The organism is Streptomyces sp. NPDC019224 (assembly GCF_040632605.1).
Taxonomy (GTDB): Bacteria; Actinomycetota; Actinomycetes; order Streptomycetales; family Streptomycetaceae; genus Streptomyces.
Genome location: NZ_JBEYCF010000034.1, coordinates 16,480 through 37,737 on the forward strand (window position 1 = coordinate 16,480; position 21,258 = coordinate 37,737).

Genomic DNA, 21,258 nt, shown 5'->3' on the forward strand with positions numbered 1-21,258 from the left:
GTGTCCACGCCTATTCGTCCTTCACCGTGAGGCCGAGGACCTGAGCGAGTGCCGGTGCCAGCTCCAGGAGCTGATAAGTGCTGATCATTGCACCCTTCAAGGCTTCGAGTCCGGAAGCGATGTTCAGCCCGCCTGCCCCTCGCAGGTCGACCTTCGTCATCTTGGAGTTGTCGAAGTGTGCTCGCTCCAGGGTGGATCCGGGGAAGGAGACATTGGTGAGCACGGCTCCGCCGAAGTCCACGTCGCGCAGGAGACAGTCCACGAACGAAACATTCTTCAGCTTGGTCAGGCGGGCGTTGACCGAGTCGAACTTGCAGTTGTAGAAAGTGACGCGGTTCATGTGGGAGCCGGAAAGTTCTGTGCCGGCGAGGACCGCCTGGTCGCACTCACTGTCCATCCAGGTGGTCTCTGAGAGGTCGGTCCCCACCATGCGCACGGTGTGCAGCCAGACGTCGTCGAACTGGGAGCGCCGGTAACGGCCCCGAGTGAAGGTGACCGCAGAGAATGCGGATTCAGTGAATCCAGAGCTGCCGCCATCTACTTCCTCGAAATCGCAACCCTCGAAGTGAATCCATTCGTAGGAGCCCTCCCTTTCCATCTCTCCGGTGAATGATGTAAGGCGATGCAGGTACGGGAGCTCATTGAGATCGCGGGGTGTGCGGGCTCGCATCAGGTGTCTCCAGGAGATGGGCGCTTCAATATTGCAGGGCAGGTAAAGGCTTGCGCGATCGCCGCGTTGAGGTGGCTTGGGGCGAAAGTGGAGTCCTATGCCTATCGCGACTCGCGGCACTCTGCCCAATCGCCAAGATCTGGAAAGCCGTCGACCTGGTAGACGGCGTCACGCGGAAGCCGAGAGGGCATAATGTGACAAATGCCGCATAAGGCATCAGGTTCATGGGGTCCAGTCTGCAGGCAGGGCTGCCGTGCGCGCCCGGGAAAGCGCCTAGGCGTATCCAACTAGCCCTGTCCTACGGGTACTTGATTGGCCATCTACCGGCGGTCGAGTGCCGCTCCGCCCCGAGGGGCGAGTTCCCTGAAACTCATTTTGCGCTCGGCGCTCCGATCGCCCGATTCCGCTACCTGTCTCACAATCGTTCTGGGTGAACATCGCTGCCTGTGCGGGCGACGCGTTCGCCGGGCCGATGAGCATGGAGGGCATGGAGAGGAAGGGCCGTCCACGCCTTCTGTGCCGCGGATCCCTTCCCCGGCACGCCCTCGCCCGGCGATGTGGCCCTTCGCTTCCCCGTAGGATTTACGCCCTCGACCACTTGGCGCGATGGCCCTTCCGTGTCGGAGGGGGCCATCGTCCCGTGCGCGGCGGGCCCGGTCGTCGCAACACGCAGAGCACCCCATGGAGGTAAGCCGTGTTCAGCGCCGTCCGTACCGTGATGACCTTCGCCGTGGACCCCGAGGCGTCGGCCCGGTGGTGGGGCGGGCTCTTGGGTGTCCCCGTGAAGGTGGAGGTCGGCGACGGCGGGGCCGTCTACGCCTGGGTGGAGGCCGGTGGGGTCGAGATCGGTTTCCATCCGGCCGACGACGAACGCAACCCCCAGGGTGGCAGCCCGGTCGTGTACTGGGGCGTGGAGGACCTCGACCGGGTCCGCGAGCGGCTGCTGGCGGCCGGCTGCGAGCATCACCGCGGCCCGCTGACCATCGGACCCGGCCGCAGGATCGCCCAGCTACGTGACCCGTTCGGCACGGTCATCGGCCTCGAAGGCCCGTAGAACGCAAGGAAACACGACCGGAAGCGCGATCTGGTTCAAGTCCTCGCACGGCGACGCCTCCGGCAGGGCTCACCCCCTCGCGAGCCGCCCCGCCCGACCGCTCAGTACGCCTGAGCGAGGCGCTCAGTGGGCCGGGCGCCGGGACATGGGCGGCAGGGGCGGGGAGAGCAGGGGCTCCAGGAGCTGCGCGAGCTGGTGGCGCTGGTGCGGATCGAGCCGGTCGGTGGCCGGTGACAGTTCCTCCCGTCCTTGCTCGTAGAGCCGGTCGATGAGGTCGCGCCCCGCGTCGGTGATCAGGACGACCACGGCTCGCTTGTCCTCGGGGCTGGTGCCCCGGGTCAGCAGACCCCGGCGTTCGGCCCGGGCGATGAGGCCGGACAGGGTCGACTTGTCCAGGCCGAGGAAGGCCGCCAGATCGCTCATGCGGGGCTCCCGGTCGCGCAGGATGCCGAGCACCCGCAGCTGGGTGAGGGACAGATCGTGCTCGGCGCCGATGCGCGTGAGCACGCCCATGATCTGGAAGGCACTGCGGACCAGGCCGTCCAGCAGGGCGTCGGTGGAGTCGTCGGGGGCCATGGCTCCCACCCTACTTGACATTGTTGGCATTACGAACAACTCTGGTATTGATTGGTAATGCAAACCAAACCGGCGAGGGAGCCCCTCATGCACGCAGCAGTCATCACGGCCCACGACACCCCGCCCGTCCACCGTGAGCACCCCGACCCCGTGGCCCGGGGCGAACACGAGATGGTCGTGGACGTCCTCGCGGCGGGCCTGCACCATCTCACCCGGTCGAAGGCCGACGGCACCCACTACTCGGCCACCGGCGTCTTCCCGATCGTGCCCGGCGTCGACGGTGTCGTGCGCGAACCCTCGGGCCGCCTGCGCTACGCGGTCCTGGACGACACGGCCCTCGGTACCTTCGCCGAGCGCACCGTGATCGACGTACGCCGCAGCATCGTCCTCCCCGACGGCGCGGACCCGGTCCAAATCGCCGCCGCGATGAACCCGGGCATGTCCTCCTGGGTCGCGCTGCGCCGCCGCATCACCTTTCGCGAGGGGCAGCGCGTCCTCGTCATCGGCGCCACCGGCAGCGCCGGACGCATGGCCGTCCAGATCGCCAAGCGGTTCGGCGCGGCGGAGGTCTTCGCCGCCGGCCGGGACACCGCCCGGCTGGCGGCGCTGCCCGGCCTCGGCGCGGACCGCGTGCTCACCTTCGACGAGATCGCCGCCGCGGCCGACGTCGACGTCGTCCTCGACTTCGTCTGGGGCGAACCCGCCGCAGGCGCCATGCTGCCCCTCCTCACCGCGCGTGCCGACCGCTCCGCCCCGCTCACCTGGGTCCAGATCGGCTCCATGGCGGGTCCGGCCGCACCCATCCCCGCCGCCGCGCTGCGTGCGGCCCGGCTGCAGATCGTGGGCAGCGGCATCGGATCGCTCTCCCCCCGCGACTTCATCGCCGAACTCCCGGAACTGGCCGCGGCGGTGACCGAGGGCACCATCGACGTCCGGGCCCGGCCCGTGGGGGCGGCCGGGATCGGGCAGGCATGGAACGACCACCGGAGCGACGAGCGCCTCGTCTACGTTCCGTAGACCCTCGCGCCCGCGGGGCGGCCCCTCGTGCACCCGGTCGATAGGCTCACCGCCATGGGCCTGGACCTCACCACACTGATCGCCGACTGGTCGTGGCTGGCCGAGGTCCCGCCCCGGGAGCGGCTGCCCCGCCTGCGGGATGCCTGGTACGACGACGCGACCGGGCTGTGGGACCGCGAGGCGCCCGGGACGGACGGCGGCTGGGAGTGGCCGCGCGGGCCCCACAGCGTGCACTTCGGCGTGTACGAGTTCCCCGGCACCCTCGGTTCGTTCAAGCCGCACTTCTGGGCGGGGGAGGGCTGGGAGAAGGTGCGGGAACACGCCGACCCGGCCGCGCGGGTGGAGCTGGACGCGCTGCTCGGCGGGCTGATCTGGGACGGGCCGGACTTCGACGACGAGGAGAGCGAGGACCGCGCCTTCTTCTCCCACGACCGCATGCTGGTGGCGTGTTCACCGGAGCGCGTAAGGGAACTGCTCGCGACCTGGGAGCGCGTACGGTCCCGGCTCGACGAGCTGCGCGCGCCCTTCGAGGAGTACGCCGCCCAGCCCATGGGGTGGATCCGCGACTTCGACGCCTTCGTGCGCCTCCTGACCGACTGGGGAGGCGTCCTGGCCGAGGCCGCCCGGCGGGGCTGGGGGGTCGTGGGCGTGAGCGGGTAAGGGCTGCCGCCTGCGGGAGCCCCCAGCGCGATCAGGTAACGCTAAGTCACCCGGCCGCCGTGGCGCCCGTCGATCAGGTCGGCGGCCACGGGGGCCACGTTCCGGGCTTCCCGCCACGGCTCTGCCGAGCCCCCGGGCTCGGTCGTCAAGTTGTTCGATGACCGCTGCCCCGTCGAGGAAGCGCGGGACGGGAGCCCTGCTGTCGGTGATCACCAGGCCGGTTACGGCGAGGCGGTGGTGTGCAAGCCGGCCGCGCGTCGCTCCGCCGGCACCGACCGGCCGGCCGGCGCCCCCCTTGCGTTTTGGTACAAGGGGGACGCCGGGGCCGATGCTCAGGACAGGCAGCGCCCGCCGGGCGACGGCTCCAGGGCCGTGACCGTGCGCGGCACCTCGATGGACTGTCCCGGAGCCACGGAGAAGTTGAACTCGCCGCCCACGCAGTACGTCACCGACGTGTCGTTCGAGATGCTCGTGACCTCGGACGCGCGCAGGAAGGTGTACGAGTCCCCGCCGGCGACCCAGACGGTCGGCTGGTAGACGTCGTTCACGGTCATGCAGACGTATCCGTCGACGTGGCAGGCGATGGAGGAGGCCGACGCGTCGGCGGCGCTCGCCGCGCCCGTACCGAACGCCGTCAGGCCGGCCAGGGTGGCGCCGACCAGAACTCCGCGCCAGGCGTTGTGTCGCAACATGAAGGATTTCCTCTGCAGTTGAGCACGGATGGGGGCCGCGCATTCCGAACATCGCTGACCTGCAAGGGGATTGCCCGGGGGGTCAGCTGGCGTCAGGACGCTAGGAGAGGGCTGTTACAGATGCGTTACTGCCACTCCGGTACTGCCTCGGTGGCCCAACCGGCCCTGTACCAGCGGTCGAAGGCGTCTTCGCGGGGGTGGAGATCAGGCCCGGGCGGCGAGGAGCCGAGCCCGAGTGCTGGAATAGCCCCATGCCTGCCCGCCCGCCCCACGCCGACCTCCTCGTCATCGGCGGCGGCCCCGCCGGCTGCGCCGCCGTCCGGATGGCCGCCGGACTCGGGATGCGGACGGTCCTGGTCGAGCCGGACCGCCTGTGCCGGAACCTCTGGCGCATCCCGGCCCTGAACAACGTGCTCGGCGGTCACACCGGCGGCCCCGAGCTCGCCGACGCCATCACCGCGGAGATCGAGGGCACGGAGCTGTGCCGGCTCGAACTGGGGCGGTACGTCAGTGGACTCCGCGCCCACGACGACCACGTGGCCGTCACACTCGACACCGGTGCCCGCCTCACCGCCCCGTACGCCGTCGTCGCCACCGGCGTCGGGCCGCTCCAGCCGCGCGACGCCGCCTGGATCACCGCCCCGGACGGGCTCACCCTGCCGCCGCTCCGGCAGGCCGAGGCGGACGACGCCGAAGGGCGCGTCCTGCTCGTCCTCGGTGGCGACCGCCCGATCGGGACCTTCCTGCGCGCCCACCCGGACACCGGCACCCGGCTCCTCGTGGCGTATCCGGCGGCCGACGCGTACAAGACGGAGGAGATCCGCGAGGACCCCCGGGTCACGCTTCTCGCCGTCGAACATCTGACGCTGGGGCCCACGGGCTCGGCGGAAGCGGTGGGTCCGGACGGCGAGCGGTGGGCGGTGGCGGCGGACGCCGCCTACCTCAGCCTCGGCAGCGCGCCGGCCGCCCCACCCGGCGACCTGGTCCGGGGCCCGGACGGCTACTGCGCGCCCGCCGACCAGCACCCCCGCGTCCTCGTGGCCGGAGACCTCCGCTCCGCGCGCTACCAGCGGATCATGACCGCCCTGGGCTCCGGCGGCGAGGCCGCGCTGCACGCGTACTACGCGGGCCGGGACCTGCTCGGCAGCGGGTGAGCCGAGCCCGCCGCCGGTAGGCCCGTGGGACGACACCACCCCCGTGCATGCGACCCCGGAGGTACCAAAGGGCGGTCTTTGGGCGGACGTTGAGGCACCCGCGCCGCGCCTGGCGTTCGGATCATGAGAACTCGTCACCGCGGCCTGGCCGCCTCGCTCCTCGTTTTCGCCCTGGGGGCCACGGCCGTCGCCCCGGCCGTCGCCGTCACCCCGTCGCCCGCCGGGGACGGCCCCGCGCTCACCGCGATCGCCCCGCAGCTGCGACTGCCCGCGCCGGGGAGGGGACCGTAGGCCGTCGGCGAGAGCACCCTGCACCTTTGGGACACCGGCCGCGCCGACCCGTACGTACCGGAGGCCGGCGGGCGCGAACTGCTGACGTCCGTGTTCTACCCGGCACGGGCCGGGAGCGGTGTGCCCGCGCCGTACATGAGCGCGAAGGAGGCGGAACCGCTGCTGGAGTCCCGGAGGTCTCGTTCCGGGCGTCTCAGCCGGATCCGGTGCACGTGCCGTAGCGGTTGCGCGACGCGGGGGCCTGTCAGGCGGCGCCGGCGGTCTCCGGGGCCGGGTCGTTCGTCGTGGCGGCCGGCTTGACGTGCTCGTTGACGCGTTTGCCGAGCAGGATGAAGAGCAGGACCAGCCCGACGGTCAGCAGGATGTGCCCGAGCCCGGCGGTCAGCGGCACGACCTCGGCGATGTGGTCCTCGTCGCGGCCGAGGACGGTCAGGATGCCGTGGACGCCCATCATCGTGGTCGAGAGGGCGATGCCGATGTTGTAGAACCAGAAGAACGCCGTGAACAGCTTCGAGCCGGACAGCCCGAAGGCTTTGTCCAGGGCGAGGACGATCAGGAAGACGAGCATGCCCAGCGCCAGCAGGTGGGTGTGCATGAGTGCCAGCTGCGTGTCTCCGTGGAAGTCCTTGATCTTCGTGAACTCCCGGTGGAAGAGGCCCGAGATCACTCCGACGATCATGTAGACATGCGCTGCGTAATACGACTTCCGCATGGCGGCGTCCGTTCCCCTGAGTCAACTGCCCTACCGATCAAGGCCATTCAAGCACCGGGACCTCGTTCGGCGGGGCGCTTCATCCGGACCTCTCCAGTCACTTCCGAGCGCCTTTCGAGCACTCCTCGTACGAACTCGGGCGGTTCCGTGCACCCGGTTGTACGAGACGGAATCGGGGAACGGTCGTTCCGCGACTACCTGCGCGCGGACGAGGTGACCCGGCGCGCTGGGGGCGAGTTCAAGCAGCGTCCGGCCGTCGGCGCGCCGGACCTCGCGGACTACGGCCGGATCAAGGCCCCGGCCACCCTGGTCCTGACGGCCGCGGCGTAACGCGGGGCCACCGGGACGGGGTGGCGCCCGGCCCCTGCGGTCAGAAGTGCGTCCTGATCCCGAACGCCTCGCGCAGCCGGGCCATGTCGTGGAGATCCCGCGCCCTGGGCTCGTAACCCTGGTGGAAGAAGACCTGCTGCCCGGCGGACAGGCACGGCACGGTGCGGCCCTCCACGCTGCCCGTGACGAAGCAGTCCGCCGGATACGCGAACGGCTTCCCGGGCTCCAGTGACTCCTGGAGCGCACCGCCCCCGGACCCGAAGACGAGAGGGTGCAGGTCGATCCGGCGCCCCGCGGCGTCCGCGACGACGAACCGGACGGGCCGCCAGTCGAGCGTTTCGGCGAACCCGGTTTCGGCGAGAGCGGCGACGACGAGCGGCTCCTGCTCCAGCCTGTGCATCAGATCCAGGTCCTGATGCTCCCGGGTCTGCCGCCCCACCAGCGCGTCGATGCCCCACCCGCCACCGATCCAGACCTCCGCCCCGGCACCGCGCAGCACGTCCAGGATCTCCAGCACGTCGTCACCCGTCACAGCGGCGACCCTACGAAGGCGCCGTACAGTCCGCACGGCGTTTTCCGCGCGGCGTTTTCCGCGCGGCGTTTTCCGCGGTGACGGAAGCTAACCGAGGTGAGAGGTGTCGCCCCAGAGCCGAAGGCCCAGACGGCGGCCGTCCCCCCACCAGTGGGAGAGCGAGGCATGGGGCACCGGCGGCACGCTCTCGGGAGCCGCCGTCCCGGGACCGGCCAGGACGAAGCGGACGGCGACGACCACCGCGTCATGAGCGACGAGCAGCACGCGCCGCCCGGGCGCGGCCCGTTCCAGCTCGGCCAGGAAGCCGCGTACCCGCAGGGCGACATCGGCGAGCGATTCCCCGCCCGGCGGCCGGTAGAACCACTCGCCCAGCCGTTCCCGCCGCGCGGCCTCCTCCGGGTCCCGCGCCGCCAGCGCGGCCGGCGGGTGCAGCTCGAAGACCCCCATCTCCCGGTCCCGCAGCCGCTCGTCGACCAGAAGCGGAAGCGGCGCGACACCCTCGCCGGCCGCGTGCCCGGCCATCACCTGCCAGGTCTGCCGGGCCCGTACGTACGGCGAGCAGACGACGAGGTCCAGCTCCCCGCCGTAACCGGAGAGCCACCGCCCGAGTGCCCGCGCCTGCGCACGGCCGTGGTCGGACAGCGGTACGTCGCAGTCGCGTCCCGCCACGCGCGGCGCCCCCGCCCCGGCGCGCTCGGCCTTTGCGAAGGCGACGTTGGCGGTGCTCTGCCCGTGCCGCACCGCCCACAGCCCACCGAGCGCGTTCGGTACGACGAGCGGAGCACCGTCCGGCCGCCCCTCGGGACACCAGGGCACCGTCTCACCGCTCCCCCGCACAGCCTCCGTCATGCCGTCAGGCTAAGGGCTGTCCCGTCATCCCTGGCGGGCGCACGACGACAGCTACGCCATCTCGCCGCGTTGTCGGAACGCCCGGATACATCCAGTATGCGGACGCCCCTCGGCCTCGCGACGCACCGCATCCGACGCCGCGCGCCGATCCACCAGGGATGACGGGGCAGCCCTTGGCGCCGCGGCACCGGCGATGACCTCCACGCGATCAGGCCGTCGTCGATCACCGGCCCGGACTTGACGGGGGCCGGAGCGAACTTCGTCGGCAGACGCGGCGGAGGCCCCTGCGCCCACACCCCCCGCAGCGCCGAGGCGGAGATCCGCCCCCGGCCGTCCTGACCAGTTCGGTGGGGGGAGTGCCCGGCGGAGACGAAGACGCTCTTTGAGCCGGCCACGAGGACATGGGTGCTCAGCAGGGCGCCACGGCCCGTGGCCCTGTCGCCAGCTGTCGCTGCGCCGCTTCGTCATCCAGGGCGCGGGACTCATACATCAAGCGAACTTGAGGTCAAGGTGCGCTTGCCGCGACTGACTGTCAGACCCGCCTGGGATGCTCCGGGCATGGAGCTGACAGTGCAACTGACGATCGACTGCGCCGATCCGCAGCGAATGGTGGCCTTCTGGGCCGAGGCCCTGGGCTACGTGCCCGAGCCCCCACCGGCCGGGCACGCCACGTGGCGCGCCTACTGGGAGGGGATGGGGGTGCCCGAGGAGGAGCTGCCGCCCGGCGCCGGGGACGTACCGGAGTCCATCATCGATCCCGCGGGACGCGGGCCGAGGGTGTGGTTCCAGCGGGTGCCGGAGCCGAAAGCCGCCAAGAACCGATGGCACTTCGACCTCAAGGCCGGCGGGGGCCGCGACGTCCCGCTGGGCATCCGCAGAGAGCGGGTCGACGCCACGGTGGCACGGCTGGTCGAGGCCGGCGCCACGGTGGCGCGGATCAGGGAGGAACCGGACATGGAGTTCTACGCCGCCGCCATGGAGGACCCCGAGGGCAACGAGTTCGACGTGGTGTGACGCCGCCCGGCCACCGCCGTTCGTTCGCGGCGGTGGCCGTCAGGTGCAGCCGCATCCGCTCGGTGAACCGTTCCTGCGCGTTCACCACGGTCACCTGCACCGCGTCGCGGCGCTTCCTGGTCCGGGCCGCCAGCTGAATGGCGGCGGCCATGCCCGCGTATCCGGCCCCCAGGATCACTACGCGGTGCGTGGCCGCCGTACGGCTCTCCTGCTGCGCGCTCATGCTCGGTCCCTTCCTCGTCCGTCGCTGACGAACCAGTGGATGGAGGCAGGGCCCTCGGATGTGACATGGCACGACTGTGACGCGCGTCACCTGGGAAGGGGGGCGTGTCAGGCGACGGCCCAGGGCGTACGACCACGGGTGGCGGTGTCCGACGACGGGGAGAGACCGGCAGGTGGAGAAGCAGACGCATTCGCGTCGTCGAGGGTGAGGAACGGAGGGGCGCGGCCGGTGACGACGGCGCGGGCGCCTTCGACGGTGAGGACGGTCCTGTCGGTGAAGCGGTTCATGCCGGTGTTCCCACCAGGGTGTGCGTGAGGTGGTCGCCGAGGTGGGGCAGCCAGTCGGGCCGGGCGTTACCGAGGAGGTGGTCGCCGTGAGGGACGGACAGATAGGTGCCGTGCGGTGCCAGACGGGCCAGGGGCTCGCCGTTCGTCACGCCGGGGATGACGTCCTGGTCTCCGTCCACGACCAGCAGCGGGGCCGTGATGCGGGGGGCCAGGGCGGCGAGGTCCACGTGACGTACGAACTCGTGGGCTGCGTCGGAACCCCCCGCGCGTCGTGTCATGATCTCCTGTACCGGCGGGGGCAGTTCCTCCCAGTCGAGGCGGAAGGGACCGCTGACGGTGGCGACGGCCGCCACGCGCGGCTCCAGCGCCGCGGCGCGGGCCGCGAAATAGCCGCCCAGGCTCATGCCGACGAGTCCGATGCGTGCGACGCCGAGGGCGTCGACGACCCGGCCCACGACCCGCTCGTAGTCCGGCACGAAGGTCGTGGTGGCCGCGAGCACGCCCTGCCCGGGGCCGTCCATCGCGAACACCGCGAGCCCCCTGGCCAGCAGCACGGACACCAGATCGAGGAACTCCTCCTTGGCCGAGTCCAGGCCGGGGACCACCACCACGGTCCCCTGCGCGTCGGCGGGGCCACGCAGCCAGCCGGTGAATCCCTCGCCGCTCACCCGCCGCGCACCGGGCTCCAGCACCGTAAGCGCCCGGCTCAGGGCGTGGTCCGCCTCGACGGCGGCACGGGGTGCGTCCGCGTACGGTGCCAGGGTGGCCAGGTGGAACCACCGGGCCGCCGTCAACAGGTACTCACCCGCGGAGAGGGACGATCCCGCGTCCTCCGCGCGCTGCAGGTATCCGTATCCGGTGCGCAGGAAGGATGGGCCCCAGTCGGCGACGGAGGCGAGGCCCTCGGTCACGCGCCGGTACTCGTGAGGGTCCACTCCTGTGCCGGTGGCGCGTGTCCACAGGGCGTCGGCGAAGTCGGTGGTGCTCATCGTGCTCCTCCGGTCAGCAGGACGGCCTTGCCGCGTATCCGGCGCTCCCGGAGGTCGACCAGGGTGCCGGCGGTCTGTGCCCAGTCGGTGATGCGGTCGATCTCCGGGTGCAGCCGGTTCTGTTCCACGAGGCGTACCAGCGCTGAGAGATCGGAGCCGTACGGGGCGTCGGCGTAGTGGAAGTGCTGGATCGTGACGCGCTCGGGCCCGCCGAGGAGTTGGAAGAAGTCAAGGGTCACCGGGGTGCGGCTCGCCTGGCCGAACCAGACGAGCGTGCCGCCCGGGCGTACCTTCGACAGGGCGAGGGCCAGAGCCGGCCCACCTGTGGATTCCAGCACGACATCGAACGGTCCCTGAGCCGCTTCGACCTCGTGCACCACGTTCGCGCCCAGCTCTGCGAGCCGTTCGCCACGCACCGGCGTGGCTGTCACCGCGGTCAGCTCGGCTCCCGCGCCGACGGCCAGCTCGGTGACGTAGTGACCCACCCCGCCCGAGGCGCCGGTCAGCAGCACCCGTCGGCCGGCCAGGGAACCGGCCGTACGCAGCAGTCGCAGGGCAGTGATCCCGGCCAGGGGCAGAGCCGCCGCCCGTACGCTGTCGATACTGTCCGGCAGGACCGCGAGCGAGTGCGTGGGCACGGCTGCGTACTCGGCCCAGCCGCCCTGTGCCGGATGCCCGACCACACGGGCACCGATGCCGGGGCCGGACCCGTCGGCCGCCGCCTGTACGACGAGCCCTGCGATGTCCTTGCCGGGAAGCAGCTCCGGCCGGGGGCGTTCGAGAAGGAATGTCTCGCCCCGGTTCGGGGCGAACGCCTCGACCTGGATCAGTGCCTCACCGGACTGCGGCACGGGCTGGGGGACCTCGGCGAAGGCGACCGGACGCGCCGCTTCCCCTGTGGGAATCAGTCTTTGCATGGAGAGATGCAACCCCCGAGGCCGTCCCGCGATCCAACAACGAACAAGCGAAGCCGACATCTTTCGGTTGTCACCTAGGGTGAGAGCCGTGGATCTCGACATGGCGCAGGTACGTGCCTTCGTGCGCACCGCCGAGGAACTGCACTTCGGCCGGGCAGCCGGGACGCTCGCCATCTCCCAGCAGGCGCTGTCCAAGAGGATCGCGCGGCTGGAATTCCTGCTCGGCACCGAGTTGTTCCAGCGCGGTGGCAACGGCGTACGCCTCACCGAGGCCGGCCGGCGTTTCCTCCCACCGGCCCGGCAGACCGTGGCTGCCGCCGACGCCGCAGTCGCGGCGGCGGTCGGCGAGGACCGTCCGCTGCGCGTGGACGTCTGGGGTCACCTCTACGCGCCGATGCGGACGCTCGCCCAGGTCGCCGGACGGGCCGGAGAGCTGGTGTTGGGGCACGGGCGTGATCTGCCGGCAGCGACGACGGCACTGCTGCACGGCGACATCGACGCCGCCCTGGGCCGGGTCCACCCCCCGCTGCCCGCGGGGCTGGCCCACCGCCTCGTCCGCCTCGAACCGGTGGACGCCGTACTGAGCGCGGACCATCCGCTCGCAGCCGAACCGGCGCTGCGGCCGGACCAGTTGCGCGACAGCGTGCTGTGGGCGCCCGGCGCGCTGGACCGGCTCGACTTCCTCCACCGGTTCGCCGACCGATTCGGCATTCAGGAAACGGCCACGAGCGTCAACCTGGGGCTCGCCCACTTCCTCGCCGGGGTGGCACAAGAGCCGCGACGCTTCTCGCTGGTGCCTGCCGATGTGCCCCTGCCGGAGGTCACCGGGGTGCGCTCCGTCCCGTTGGCCGATCCCACGCCGCTGTATGCCTGGTCGCTGCTGTGGCGTGCCGGGAACGGGCGCCCGGGCCTGAACAGCCTCCTCACCGCCTGCGCCGAGGAAGCAGGACAAAATCGATGGCTGGAGTACGACCCGACCCGCGACTGGCTGCCCGAACCACCCGTGAGCGGTCCCGGTCCCGGCCCGGAATGACCTCGTCGAGGGGGCGGAGCAGTCCGCCCGAACGTGAGGCGAGACCCCCGAAGGGGCCGGCGTCACCACCGGCACGAAGCCGGGCCGGCACCCCTCACCTGCCACCGTCATGCGGATGCTCCGCGAACATGACGAGCAGCCGCGGTCCCGACGAGCGCATGACCTCGGTCGCTACGCTGCACCGTGGGTCGGAGACGGGAGACCGGGGTCCTTCCGGTGTCCCTGCTGGGGGCGCTCCTGGACTCGGCGCTCGCGTTCACCGGGAGCCCCGGGATCTCAGGGCCCCCGCGTGAGCGGCTGTGCGCGGGGTCAGCGTGCGAACTTCGCGAGGGCCGCTGGGGTGACGGGGGTGAAGAAGTTGACGAGGTTGCCGTCGGGGTCGCGGACCAGCAGCGACCGGTTGCCCCAGGGCATCGTGGTGGGCTCGGTGACGAAGTCCGTGACGAAGCCGGTCAGGTTCTGGTGAACGCCGTCCACGTCGTCGACGAGGAACTCGGTGATCACGCTGTGGTTGTCCGCCGGGCGGGCAGAGCCCGGGGCGAACAGCGGGACGGTGCTGGTGTCGCCGATCGCGAGGGCGGCGCCCGCAGTCCTGAGCTCGGCGAAGCTTTCGGTGGCCCACGTGGCCCGCGCCCCTGTGGCTCGCTCATAGAACTCGACGAGGCGCGCTACGTCGCCGGTGATGATGCGGATCGAGACGAACTCCACGGGATTCTCCTTGGCTGTGCTGAAGGCGTGCACGTCGCAGGCTAGGAGAAATAGTGGACAGAACCGGTCCTGTATTGGCGTTAGGCTGCCGACATGCCTCGACCCACCGGCCGCGTGCTGACACTCCTGGAGCTGCTGCAGTCGGGCGGCACCCGGACGGTGGCCGAACTGGCCGACCGGCTCGGCGTCGAAGGACGCACCGTGCGGCGGTATGTGGCCCAGCTCATCGACCTGGACGTGCCCGTGGAATCGGTGCGCGGCCGCTACGGGGGGTACCGGCTCGCTCCCGGGTACCGCCTGCCTCCGCTCATGCTCAGCGACGACGAGGCGCTGGCCGTGCTGCTCGGCCTGCTCGCCGGCCGCCGGGCGGGGCTGACGACGACGCAGCACACGGCGAACGAGACGGCATCGGCGAAGATCCGGCGGGTGCTGCCCAAGCACATCGCCCGCCGGCTCGACGCACTCCTGGAATCCCTCGCCTTCACGGAACGGCCCGGAGAGTTCGACACTCCGGACGCCGGGGTCCTGCTCACCCTCGCCGATGCGGTGCGCCACCACCGGCCGGTCGCCCTTCGCTACACCGACCGCGACGGACGGCGCAGCGAACGCACGCTGCACGCGTACGGGATCGTCGCGCATGCCGGCCGGTGGTACGTCACGGGCAAGGACGCCCGGATCGGCGAGGACCGCACCTTCCGGCTCGATCGCATCGCAGATGCGCGGACCCTGCCCGGCTCATTCGAAGCGCCCGGGGGTCCCGGACCGGCAGAGCGTGTGCTGTCGGCGTTCGCCACGGCCGAGTACCGGCATGAGGTGACCTTGCGGATCCACGGGACGGTCGAGCAGATCCGCGCCCGCCTGCCCGCCGGCATCGCGAGCCTGGAGGAGTACGAGCCCGCGGCAGGCCAGGACCGGGCGACCGAGCGCTGGCTGCGCGTCGAGCTGCGGGCGGAGCGGCTCGACTGGTTGCCTCCCGTACTCGCCTCGCTCGACCGGCCGTTCGTCATCGAGCGCCCCGACGAACTGCGCGACCTCCTCACCGAGCTCGCCGATCGCCTTGCGTCCTACGCTCGCCGAGCCTGACCGCGAGGAACCGCTGTCCTGCGAGGGCACAACTCATGTGGCCCCGGGGCACCCCTTCTCGCGTTCCTGGACAGCGCTGCTCGACGCCGTGGCGGGCCTTCCGGAGGAGGACTTCGACAAACCGTCCGGCTGTACGGGGTGGCTCGTCCGGGACCTGGTGTGCCACCTGGCCAGGGTGCCCAGGACGTCCTGGGCACCCTGGCCACCTCCGCCGACGCGCCCGGCTACTGGAACCTGCTCCCCGGACCCCCGAAGGGCGACGGCTCGCTGATCCCGCGGCCGGCAGGGCCTTCGGCCCCCGTTCTCCCCCCGGGCCCGTACCCGCACGGGGCCGGGGGACCGATTCCGCGTCCTGCGGCCAGACCACGGCACCGGGCACCGGGAGCGGCACCCGGCCCCGTCTCCGCCGTCTACTCGCCCCCGGCCACCGCCTCCGCCGCGTGCTGCCGCAGCGCCACCCGGGCCGGCACTCCGGTGGCCACCAGCGTGAGACCGCTCGCCGCAGCGAGCACCGCCACGTAAACCGCCGGCGGGATATGAGGGGCGGCGCCGGTCATACCGCTGCTGAACGCCGTCAGCGTGACCACCGACAGGGCCGTGCCGAGCACCGCGGCGATCGCCAGTGCCGTCAGGGTCTCCAGGCGGAGCATCCGCAGGACCTGCCGGCGGGTGGTGCCGACCAGCCGCAGCAGGGCCAGCTCACGGGTGCGGTCGGTGATGGACATGGCGAGGGTGTTGACCACCGCGATCGCGGTGAAGGCGATGATCAGCCCCATGGCGACGTAGTTGACCTCCGCGTCCGGAGCGGCCGCCTCGACCGCCTCCGCCCGGTCCAGGACCGAGGCCCCCGGCACCGCGGCCGCCACGTCCGTACGGCTCAGCCCCGGAGCGGCGACGAGCAGCGTGCCCGTCGGATCGTCCACGTGCCGGGCCATGAGCCCGTGATCCAGGGTCAGCTCACCGAATCCGAGGCCGCGCGCGTACACGGCGACCACCCGCAGCCGGACCGGCGTGCCGTCGCCGAGGGTCAGGCTCACGTTCTCGCCGACAGCGACCTTCAGCCGGTCGGCCGCGTTCTCGCTCACGGCCATGGTGCCCTTGCCGAGCCGGTCCAGGGACCCCGACGTCACGCCGAGGTCCGACGTCCGGGCCAGGCCCTGCGACGTCACCCCCTGCGCCCCGTACTTCGTCAGCCCCACCCGCACCGAGGTGTGCAGCACCTCGGTGACCGCCTCGACCCCGGCCCGCTCCCGCAGCCGCTCCGCCGAAACGGAAGGGACGTGCGGGCCCAGCACGAAGTCCGCCCGGTTGCCCGCCTCCGCCTCCGCCCGCGCCGCGTGCCCCATCGTCGTCGGTACGAACAGGATCGTGCAGGTCAACCCGATCATCAGGGTCAACGGCGCCACCACGGAGGCCAGTCGGCGCGCCCGGGCCCGCAGGTTCGCGGCGGCCAGATAGCCGCTGGTCCGCGAGGTCCGCAGCACCACCCCGAGCAGGGCCACCGCCGCCCGCACCACCAGCGGGCCCAGCACCGAGACCGCCACGGCCCACAGCAGGGCGGTGACCATGGTCAGGGGACCGGAGGCCGCCTCGGTCGTCAGCGTCGACAGGACCAGCGTCAGCGTCACCGCGCCCGCCGTCACCAGGACCCCCGCCAGCAGCCGGGGCCACGGCAGCCGCGCCGTGGGCAGCGCCGCCTCGCCGAGCGCCTCGACCGGCCGGATCCGCGCCGCCCGCCGGGCCGACAGACGCGCCGCGGCCCAGGCCGCCACCAGCGTGGCCAGCACCGCGGCCGCCGCCGGGAACGGGCTGACGACCAGCTTCAGCTGCTCCGGCATGGCCCCCAGTTCCACGAACTTCGACCGCAGCCAGAACCCGACGCCCAGTCCCGCCCCCGCACCGCACACCGAGGCGACGGCGGCGACCAGCAGCGCCTCGCCGCCCAGCAGCCCGCGCAGCTGCTTCGGCGTCGCCGCGACGGCCCGCAGCAGGGCGATCTCCCGCTGCCGCTGCTGCACGGACAGCGCGAACGTGCCCACCACCACGAGCACCGCCACCAGCAGCGCGGTACCGCCCAGCGCACCGCCCAGGCTGATCAGCTTGATCCGCGCCTGCTCCGCGTCGAAGAACTCCGCCTTGCCCCGCTCCTCACCGGAGTACACGAGTACCTCACCGGACCGCTCGATCTTCGAGACGTCCACGTGCGGGAAGACGCCGAACGCCGTGACCTGCCCGGGCCGTCCGGCCAGCCCGGCCGCCTGGGCGGGGGAGAAGAACAGGGTGCTCCGGCTGCTCAGCCGCTGCCGGGTCACCCCCACGACCCGGTACGAGCCGGGGCCCGCGGGCGTCTGCAGCTTGAGCCGCGATCCCACGCGCTGCCCGGACGCGGCGTCCACCACCACTTCGTCGGCGGCCTTCGGGGCCCGGCCGGCGGCCAGGGTGAACGGTGTCAGGGCCGCCGAATCCCAGCCGTGGCCCAGCGCCTCGCGCCCGCCGTCCTCGCGGACCGGGAAGGTCACCTCGGCGACGACCTTCCGGACACCGGGCAGCTCGCGCAGCTCGTCCGCCAGCGAGGCGGGGATCCAGCGCCGTTCGGCGATCTGCTTGGCCTTGTGCTTCGTCTTGCCCTTCTTCTTGACGACCGTCCGATGCACGTACTGGTCACCGGCGACGACGACCGGCGTCCCCGCGTACCGCTCGGGCGCCACCTTTCCCCGCAGCCCGGTCTCCAGCAGCATCCCGCAGCCGGTCACCAGCGCCGCGGCGCACAGCAGGGTGACGAACGCCCCCGCGAAGGCGGCCTTGCGGTGCCGCAGCGTCTTCAGAGCGAAACCCATCATCACGTCCACGCCCCCAGTCGGGTCATCCGCTCGGCGACCCGGTCCGCCGTCGGTTCCGTCATCGCGTCCACGATCCGGCCGTCGGCCAGGAACAGCACGGTGTCCGCGTACGAGGCCGCCATCGGGTCGTGCGTCACCATCACCACCGTCTGCCCCATGGCATCGGTCACGTCGCGCAGCAAGGTCAGCACCTCCCGGGCCGTCACCGTGTCCAGCGCGCCGGTCGGCTCGTCACCGAAGACCACTTCGGGCCGGGTGACGAGCGCCCGCGCGATCGCCACACGCTGCTGCTGACCGCCGGAGAGCTCGGCGGGGCGGTGACCCACCCGGCCCGTGAGGCCCACCCGCACCACGATCTCGTCCAGCCACGCCCGTTCCACGCGGGCACCGGCCAGCCGCATCGGCAGGGTGATGTTCTCCAGGACGTCCAGCGAGGGGATCAGGTTGAACGACTGGAAGACGAACCCGACCCGGCGGCGCCGCAGCTTCGTCAGCTTCGTCTCGTTCATCCCGGCGAGCTCCGTGTCACCGAGCCGTACCGACCCCGACGACGGGGTGTCGAGCCCGGCCGCACAGTGCAGAAACGTACTCTTGCCCGACCCCGAGGGCCCCATCACGGCCGTGAACGAACCCGACGGGATCCGCACCGACACCTCGCGCAGAGCGGCGACCGCGCCCTGCCCCTTGCCGTAGACCTTGCTCACGGCTTCCAACTGCACTGCATCCGTCATGTGTCCAAGACTGCTGACCTGCGGGGACCAACCCCACAGACCTCGTCCTGCATCTACCATGACCTCGTCATGATCCGGACACCGCCGCCCATTGCGCCGGACCGACGAGAGGCCCCCAAGGTGATACGCGTACTGCTGGCCGAGGACCAGCACGTCATCCGCACCGCGCTGGCGATGCTGCTCGGCCTCGAGGACGACATCGACATCGTCGCGGAAGCCGACACGGGCGCCGCCGCCCTCTCCAAGGCCATGGTCCACCGGCCCGACGTGGCGGTCCTCGACATCGACATGCCCGGCGAGATGGACGGTCTCGACGCGGCGGCGCACATCACCGCGAAGGTCCCCGGCTGCAGGCTGCTGATGCTCACCGCGTACGGCAAACCCGGCCACCTGCGCAGGGCACTCGCCGCCCAGGTCCAGGGCTTCGTCCTGAAGACCGCGCCCCCCGACGAACTCCTGGCCGCCGTCCGCAAGGTCGCCGCCGGCGAACGGGTCCTCGACCCCTCGCTCGCCGTCACCGCCTGGGACCTGGCCGACAACCCGCTCACCTCCCGCGAGGCCGCCGTACTGCGACTGGTGGCGGCGGGCGCGGAGGCGACCGAGGTCGCCGCCCAGCTGCACCTGTCGGCCGGCACCGTACGCAACTACCTGACCGCGATCGTCGCCAAGCTCAACGCACGCAACCGCACCGACGCGGCCCGCATCGCCTCCGAAGCGGGCTGGATCTAGGGAGCGCAGGCAGGGTCCGGCGGGGCGTCCCGCACATCGGGTGCGGCGGCCGGCAGCCATGCCTCCAGCGTGAACCAGCCGTCCGCCGCCCCCGTGGTCAGCGTGCCGCCCCGGGCCGCCAGACGCGTCGTCAGGTTTCCGATGCCGGACGAACCGGGACGGCCGCCGATGCCGGACACCCCGTCGTTGCGGACCCGCAGCAGGGTGCCGCCGGCCGCGGACTCCGTACTGATCTCGCAGAGCGTGGCTGAGCTGTGCCGCAGTACGTTGGTCACGGCCTCACGCAGCCCGGCGCTCAGCACCGTCTCCGCCGCCGGCCCCAACGCGTCGTGCTCCAGACGCACCTTCGCCTCGATCCCGGCCGCGACCACCACCGCACGCGCGGACTCCGCCTCCGAGGCCAGCGCCATCCGCACCTCCCCACCCGAGGCCGCCCGCAGATCCGCTTCCCCGCGCGCGGTCATGGTGAGCACGTCGGCCAGCTCCCCCCGCGCACGCTCCCACGGCAGCCGGCGGGCCAGCTCGCACTTGAGGAGGATGGCCGCCAGACTGTGCCCCAGCAGATCGTGCAGGTCACGGGCGGCGCGCAGCCGCTCCTCGACCACCGCGGCCCGGGCCTGACGATCCCGGTCCAGGTGCAGCTCCCTGACGATCTGCGCCTGCCGCAGCAGCCCGTACATCACCAGACCCGTCACCACGCTCGACACGGCGTAGTTGGCGACGGTTCCCGCGGGAAGCCCGATCCGCACCGCCATCCAGGCCACCGCACCGGACACCGCGACCACCGACGGCCACGCCAGCCGCCAGGGCAGGGCCAGCAGCAGCGGCCCGGCGACGAATCCGGGAACACCCAGCCACGCCTGCCCGAACACCGGTACGGGAAGGAACGCGAGCAGGGTCATCACCGCCAGCTTGTACGGATGCCGCCCGTGCACCGACGACATCTGGAGGTAGACGATCAGCGCGAGCCCGGCCGCCGCGGGCAGCAGCTGAGAAGCGTCCAGCATCAGCAGCGCCTTGGCGCAGAACCCGACGAGGACCACACCGAGCAGAACGATCGACAGCCGGTACGCCCGCCCGTCGTCCACGGACTCCGGCACGCCGGCGACCGCTCCGGGCAGGACCGCCTCGGTGAAGTACCGCCCCTCGGGAGTCAGCCCGGTGGTCACGCGCCCGCCGGCCTCCGCAACCCGCCCCGGTACGCCCCCGAGGATCTCGTCGTCGGCGGTCCGGGCCGAGTCGCTGACGACGCGCAGCCCCACCCGCCCGTGGGCCGCGTAGGTCTCGATGCGGCAGTTGGTGGCCCCCCGGCGCACCACACCGGTCACCGCCTCGCGGAGCACGTGGGCCAGCAGGGCGCCGGAAGAGCCCAGCGGCTCCGTGTGCCCGGTGCGGACCTCCGCCTCGATCCCGGCGGCCGTCAACAGGGCACGTGCGGTGGTCAGTTCCGGCGCGAGCGACATGGCCCGGTACGAGGCCGCCGACTGCCGGGCCGACGCGAGGCAGGCCCGCGCCGACTCGGTGACCTCGGCGAGCACGGCGGCCGCACGCTCCGGGCGGGCCAGCACGGCCCGCGCGCCGGTGCCGATCTCGGCGAGCCCGCGCCCCAGTCCGTCACCGAGCTCCAGGGAGATCCGCAGCCGCTCCTCGGCGACCGCCGCCATCACGCCGCCGACGCGTGCGGCGTCCGCCTCCTCGGCGTGCTCGGTGAGCCTGGTCAGCCCGTACACCACCAGGGAGGCCAGCACCATGCTGATGGACGCGTCCAAGGAGCCGAGGATCACCGCGCTGCCCGCGGCCGGCAGGGCCAGCAGCGGCCAGGGTTGACGGCACAACAGCAGGGAACCGCCGAGAAATCCCAGGACGCCCACGGACGCGCCGGAGACCAGCACCGCGCCGTACCCGGCACAGGCCTGCGCGACCAGCAGCCACGGTCCGCGGTACCGGCGCAGCACCGGCAGCACATGGAAGAGCTGCAGCCCGAACACCATGAGGGCCGCGGGAGACCCCGCGAGCACGTAGACGGACGCGAAGGCGGCCAGCACGGCCACGGTGCTCGCCCGTGCAGCTCTCGTCATAACGCCCCCGCCCCCAACGATCCAGGGAGATCCTATGCCGGGCGGTACGGGCGACCGCGTGGCCGTCACCGAGCCGGACATCACCGGAG

23 protein-coding genes and 2 pseudogenes are annotated in these 21,258 nt (G+C 72.0%); 11 read left to right on the forward strand and 14 right to left on the reverse strand.

All coding sequences use genetic code 11. The annotated features are described in order from the left end of the window. Window positions 1-10 precede the first annotated feature (10 nt). Window positions 11-670 carry a pentapeptide repeat-containing protein gene (locus ABZ564_RS21380; RefSeq protein ID WP_360858644.1) on the reverse strand — a complete coding sequence of 220 codons (660 nt, stop codon included), beginning with the start codon at window positions 668-670 and terminating at the stop codon, window positions 11-13. A 694-nt stretch (window positions 671-1,364) separates the two neighbouring features. Here ABZ564_RS21380 and ABZ564_RS21385 point away from each other — a divergent pair. Continuing rightward, entirely contained in the window at window positions 1,365-1,724 is a 360-nt protein-coding gene (locus ABZ564_RS21385; protein ID WP_360858647.1) for a VOC family protein, read from the forward strand. A gap of 123 nt (window positions 1,725-1,847) precedes the next feature. On the opposite strand, the gene ABZ564_RS21390 is transcribed toward ABZ564_RS21385, so the two are convergent. After that, window positions 1,848-2,300, reverse strand: a complete 453-nt coding sequence (locus ABZ564_RS21390; RefSeq protein ID WP_360858650.1) for a MarR family transcriptional regulator — start codon at window positions 2,298-2,300, stop codon at window positions 1,848-1,850. 87 nt (window positions 2,301-2,387) lie between these two features. Here ABZ564_RS21390 and ABZ564_RS21395 point away from each other — a divergent pair, with 87 nt between their 5' ends. Together ABZ564_RS21395 and ABZ564_RS21400 are read left to right on the forward strand one after the other, a co-directional pair. Then, window positions 2,388-3,317 (forward strand): zinc-binding alcohol dehydrogenase family protein, encoded by a 930-nt coding sequence (locus ABZ564_RS21395; RefSeq protein WP_360858653.1) that lies wholly within the window; start codon window positions 2,388-2,390, stop codon window positions 3,315-3,317. A gap of 54 nt (window positions 3,318-3,371) precedes the next feature. Next, on the forward strand, window positions 3,372-3,977 hold the full coding sequence (locus ABZ564_RS21400; RefSeq protein ID WP_360858656.1) for a hypothetical protein: 606 nt from the start codon (window positions 3,372-3,374) through the stop codon (window positions 3,975-3,977). A gap of 332 nt (window positions 3,978-4,309) precedes the next feature. Here ABZ564_RS21400 and ABZ564_RS21405 read toward each other — a convergent pair whose 3' ends face one another. After that, window positions 4,310-4,669: a hypothetical protein gene (locus ABZ564_RS21405; protein ID WP_360858659.1), complete on the reverse strand. Its 360-nt coding sequence runs from the start codon at window positions 4,667-4,669 to the stop codon at window positions 4,310-4,312. Between the two features lie 251 nt (window positions 4,670-4,920). Between ABZ564_RS21405 and ABZ564_RS21410 the strand changes: the two genes are divergently transcribed. After that, the gene (locus ABZ564_RS21410) at window positions 4,921-5,823 is read left to right on the forward strand and encodes an FAD-dependent oxidoreductase (RefSeq protein WP_360858662.1); all 903 of its coding nucleotides are present in this window, start codon (window positions 4,921-4,923) and stop codon (window positions 5,821-5,823) included. 123 nt (window positions 5,824-5,946) lie between these two features. Then, window positions 5,947-6,114: a hypothetical protein gene (locus ABZ564_RS21415; RefSeq protein WP_360858665.1), complete on the forward strand. Its 168-nt coding sequence runs from the start codon at window positions 5,947-5,949 to the stop codon at window positions 6,112-6,114. A gap of 244 nt (window positions 6,115-6,358) precedes the next feature. Here ABZ564_RS21415 and ABZ564_RS21420 read toward each other — a convergent pair whose 3' ends face one another. Then, on the reverse strand, window positions 6,359-6,826 hold the full coding sequence (locus tag ABZ564_RS21420) for a DUF2871 domain-containing protein (RefSeq protein ID WP_360858668.1): 468 nt from the start codon (window positions 6,824-6,826) through the stop codon (window positions 6,359-6,361). Window positions 6,827-6,973: 147 nt separating this feature from the next. On the opposite strand from ABZ564_RS21420, the gene ABZ564_RS21425 reads away from it, so the two are divergent. After that, the gene (locus ABZ564_RS21425) at window positions 6,974-7,156 is read left to right on the forward strand and encodes a hypothetical protein (protein WP_360858670.1); all 183 of its coding nucleotides are present in this window, start codon (window positions 6,974-6,976) and stop codon (window positions 7,154-7,156) included. A 40-nt stretch (window positions 7,157-7,196) separates the two neighbouring features. On the opposite strand, the gene ABZ564_RS21430 is transcribed toward ABZ564_RS21425, so the two are convergent. Next, on the reverse strand, window positions 7,197-7,688 hold the full coding sequence (locus tag ABZ564_RS21430; protein ID WP_360858673.1) for an amino acid transporter: 492 nt from the start codon (window positions 7,686-7,688) through the stop codon (window positions 7,197-7,199). A gap of 87 nt (window positions 7,689-7,775) precedes the next feature. Further along, window positions 7,776-8,537, reverse strand: coding sequence for a histidine phosphatase family protein (locus ABZ564_RS21435; RefSeq protein ID WP_360858676.1), 762 nt, complete (start codon window positions 8,535-8,537; stop codon window positions 7,776-7,778). Between the two features lie 558 nt (window positions 8,538-9,095). Between ABZ564_RS21435 and ABZ564_RS21440 the strand changes: the two genes are divergently transcribed. After that, on the forward strand, window positions 9,096-9,551 hold the full coding sequence (locus ABZ564_RS21440; protein WP_360858679.1) for a VOC family protein: 456 nt from the start codon (window positions 9,096-9,098) through the stop codon (window positions 9,549-9,551). A 31-nt stretch (window positions 9,552-9,582) separates the two neighbouring features. Here the strand turns inward: ABZ564_RS21440 and ABZ564_RS21445 are convergent. From ABZ564_RS21445 to ABZ564_RS21460, 4 genes and pseudogenes are all read right to left on the reverse strand, one after another. Then, window positions 9,583-9,774, reverse strand: a pseudogene (locus ABZ564_RS21445) (FAD-dependent oxidoreductase); the annotation flags it as partial. Between the two features lie 107 nt (window positions 9,775-9,881). After that, window positions 9,882-10,061: a hypothetical protein gene (locus ABZ564_RS21450; RefSeq protein WP_360858681.1), complete on the reverse strand. Its 180-nt coding sequence runs from the start codon at window positions 10,059-10,061 to the stop codon at window positions 9,882-9,884. After that, window positions 10,058-11,050: an alpha/beta fold hydrolase gene (locus ABZ564_RS21455; RefSeq protein ID WP_360858684.1), complete on the reverse strand. Its 993-nt coding sequence runs from the start codon at window positions 11,048-11,050 to the stop codon at window positions 10,058-10,060. Before ABZ564_RS21455 ends, ABZ564_RS21450 begins: the two co-directional genes overlap by 4 nt. Beyond that, on the reverse strand, window positions 11,047-11,967 hold the full coding sequence (locus ABZ564_RS21460) for a zinc-binding dehydrogenase (protein WP_360858687.1): 921 nt from the start codon (window positions 11,965-11,967) through the stop codon (window positions 11,047-11,049). Before ABZ564_RS21460 ends, ABZ564_RS21455 begins: the two co-directional genes overlap by 4 nt. 88 nt (window positions 11,968-12,055) lie before the next feature. On the opposite strand from ABZ564_RS21460, the gene ABZ564_RS21465 reads away from it, so the two are divergent. Further along, window positions 12,056-13,000, forward strand: coding sequence for a LysR family transcriptional regulator (locus ABZ564_RS21465; protein ID WP_360858690.1), 945 nt, complete (start codon window positions 12,056-12,058; stop codon window positions 12,998-13,000). A 309-nt stretch (window positions 13,001-13,309) separates the two neighbouring features. Here ABZ564_RS21465 and ABZ564_RS21470 read toward each other — a convergent pair whose 3' ends face one another. Further along, window positions 13,310-13,708, reverse strand: a complete 399-nt coding sequence (locus tag ABZ564_RS21470; RefSeq protein WP_360858693.1) for a VOC family protein — start codon at window positions 13,706-13,708, stop codon at window positions 13,310-13,312. 93 nt (window positions 13,709-13,801) lie between these two features. Here ABZ564_RS21470 and ABZ564_RS21475 point away from each other — a divergent pair, with 93 nt between their 5' ends. Together ABZ564_RS21475 and ABZ564_RS21480 are read left to right on the forward strand one after the other, a co-directional pair. Then, window positions 13,802-14,791 carry a WYL domain-containing protein gene (locus tag ABZ564_RS21475; protein ID WP_360858696.1) on the forward strand — a complete coding sequence of 330 codons (990 nt, stop codon included), beginning with the start codon at window positions 13,802-13,804 and terminating at the stop codon, window positions 14,789-14,791. A gap of 76 nt (window positions 14,792-14,867) precedes the next feature. Continuing rightward, window positions 14,868-15,052, forward strand: a pseudogene (locus tag ABZ564_RS21480) (maleylpyruvate isomerase N-terminal domain-containing protein); the annotation flags it as partial. 149 nt (window positions 15,053-15,201) lie between these two features. Here the strand turns inward: ABZ564_RS21480 and ABZ564_RS21485 are convergent. Further along, entirely contained in the window at window positions 15,202-17,631 is a 2,430-nt protein-coding gene (locus tag ABZ564_RS21485; protein WP_360858787.1) for an FtsX-like permease family protein, read from the reverse strand. Then, window positions 17,631-18,362: an ABC transporter ATP-binding protein gene (locus tag ABZ564_RS21490; protein ID WP_360858699.1), complete on the reverse strand. Its 732-nt coding sequence runs from the start codon at window positions 18,360-18,362 to the stop codon at window positions 17,631-17,633. Before ABZ564_RS21490 ends, ABZ564_RS21485 begins: the two co-directional genes overlap by 1 nt. 69 nt (window positions 18,363-18,431) lie before the next feature. On the opposite strand from ABZ564_RS21490, the gene ABZ564_RS21495 reads away from it, so the two are divergent. Then, window positions 18,432-19,091, forward strand: coding sequence for a response regulator transcription factor (locus ABZ564_RS21495; RefSeq protein ID WP_360858702.1), 660 nt, complete (start codon window positions 18,432-18,434; stop codon window positions 19,089-19,091). On the opposite strand, the gene ABZ564_RS21500 is transcribed toward ABZ564_RS21495, so the two are convergent. Continuing rightward, entirely contained in the window at window positions 19,088-21,169 is a 2,082-nt protein-coding gene (locus ABZ564_RS21500; protein WP_360858705.1) for a histidine kinase, read from the reverse strand. The genes ABZ564_RS21495 and ABZ564_RS21500 overlap by 4 nt on opposite strands. Window positions 21,170-21,258: the final 89 nt, after the last annotated feature.

Coding starts and splice junctions, on each gene's coding strand:
- ABZ564_RS21390 (WP_360858650.1), bottom strand. CDS start 2,300: ATGGCCCCCGACGACTCCACCGACGCCCTGCTGGACGGCCTGGTCCGC.
- ABZ564_RS21380 (WP_360858644.1), bottom strand. CDS start 670: ATGCGAGCCCGCACACCCCGCGATCTCAATGAGCTCCCGTACCTGCAT.
- ABZ564_RS21475 (WP_360858696.1), top strand. CDS start 13,802: ATGCCTCGACCCACCGGCCGCGTGCTGACACTCCTGGAGCTGCTGCAG.
- ABZ564_RS21410 (WP_360858662.1), top strand. CDS start 4,921: ATGCCTGCCCGCCCGCCCCACGCCGACCTCCTCGTCATCGGCGGCGGC.
- ABZ564_RS21420 (WP_360858668.1), bottom strand. CDS start 6,826: ATGCGGAAGTCGTATTACGCAGCGCATGTCTACATGATCGTCGGAGTG.
- ABZ564_RS21485 (WP_360858787.1), bottom strand. CDS start 17,631: ATGATGGGTTTCGCTCTGAAGACGCTGCGGCACCGCAAGGCCGCCTTC.
- ABZ564_RS21440 (WP_360858679.1), top strand. CDS start 9,096: ATGGAGCTGACAGTGCAACTGACGATCGACTGCGCCGATCCGCAGCGA.
- ABZ564_RS21435 (WP_360858676.1), bottom strand. CDS start 8,537: ATGACGGAGGCTGTGCGGGGGAGCGGTGAGACGGTGCCCTGGTGTCCC.
- ABZ564_RS21415 (WP_360858665.1), top strand. CDS start 5,947: ATGAGAACTCGTCACCGCGGCCTGGCCGCCTCGCTCCTCGTTTTCGCC.
- ABZ564_RS21490 (WP_360858699.1), bottom strand. CDS start 18,362: ATGACGGATGCAGTGCAGTTGGAAGCCGTGAGCAAGGTCTACGGCAAG.
- ABZ564_RS21500 (WP_360858705.1), bottom strand. CDS start 21,169: ATGACGAGAGCTGCACGGGCGAGCACCGTGGCCGTGCTGGCCGCCTTC.
- ABZ564_RS21495 (WP_360858702.1), top strand. CDS start 18,432: ATGATCCGGACACCGCCGCCCATTGCGCCGGACCGACGAGAGGCCCCC.
- ABZ564_RS21395 (WP_360858653.1), top strand. CDS start 2,388: ATGCACGCAGCAGTCATCACGGCCCACGACACCCCGCCCGTCCACCGT.
- ABZ564_RS21400 (WP_360858656.1), top strand. CDS start 3,372: ATGGGCCTGGACCTCACCACACTGATCGCCGACTGGTCGTGGCTGGCC.
- ABZ564_RS21450 (WP_360858681.1), bottom strand. CDS start 10,061: ATGAACCGCTTCACCGACAGGACCGTCCTCACCGTCGAAGGCGCCCGC.
- ABZ564_RS21455 (WP_360858684.1), bottom strand. CDS start 11,050: ATGAGCACCACCGACTTCGCCGACGCCCTGTGGACACGCGCCACCGGC.
- ABZ564_RS21460 (WP_360858687.1), bottom strand. CDS start 11,967: ATGCAAAGACTGATTCCCACAGGGGAAGCGGCGCGTCCGGTCGCCTTC.
- ABZ564_RS21405 (WP_360858659.1), bottom strand. CDS start 4,669: ATGTTGCGACACAACGCCTGGCGCGGAGTTCTGGTCGGCGCCACCCTG.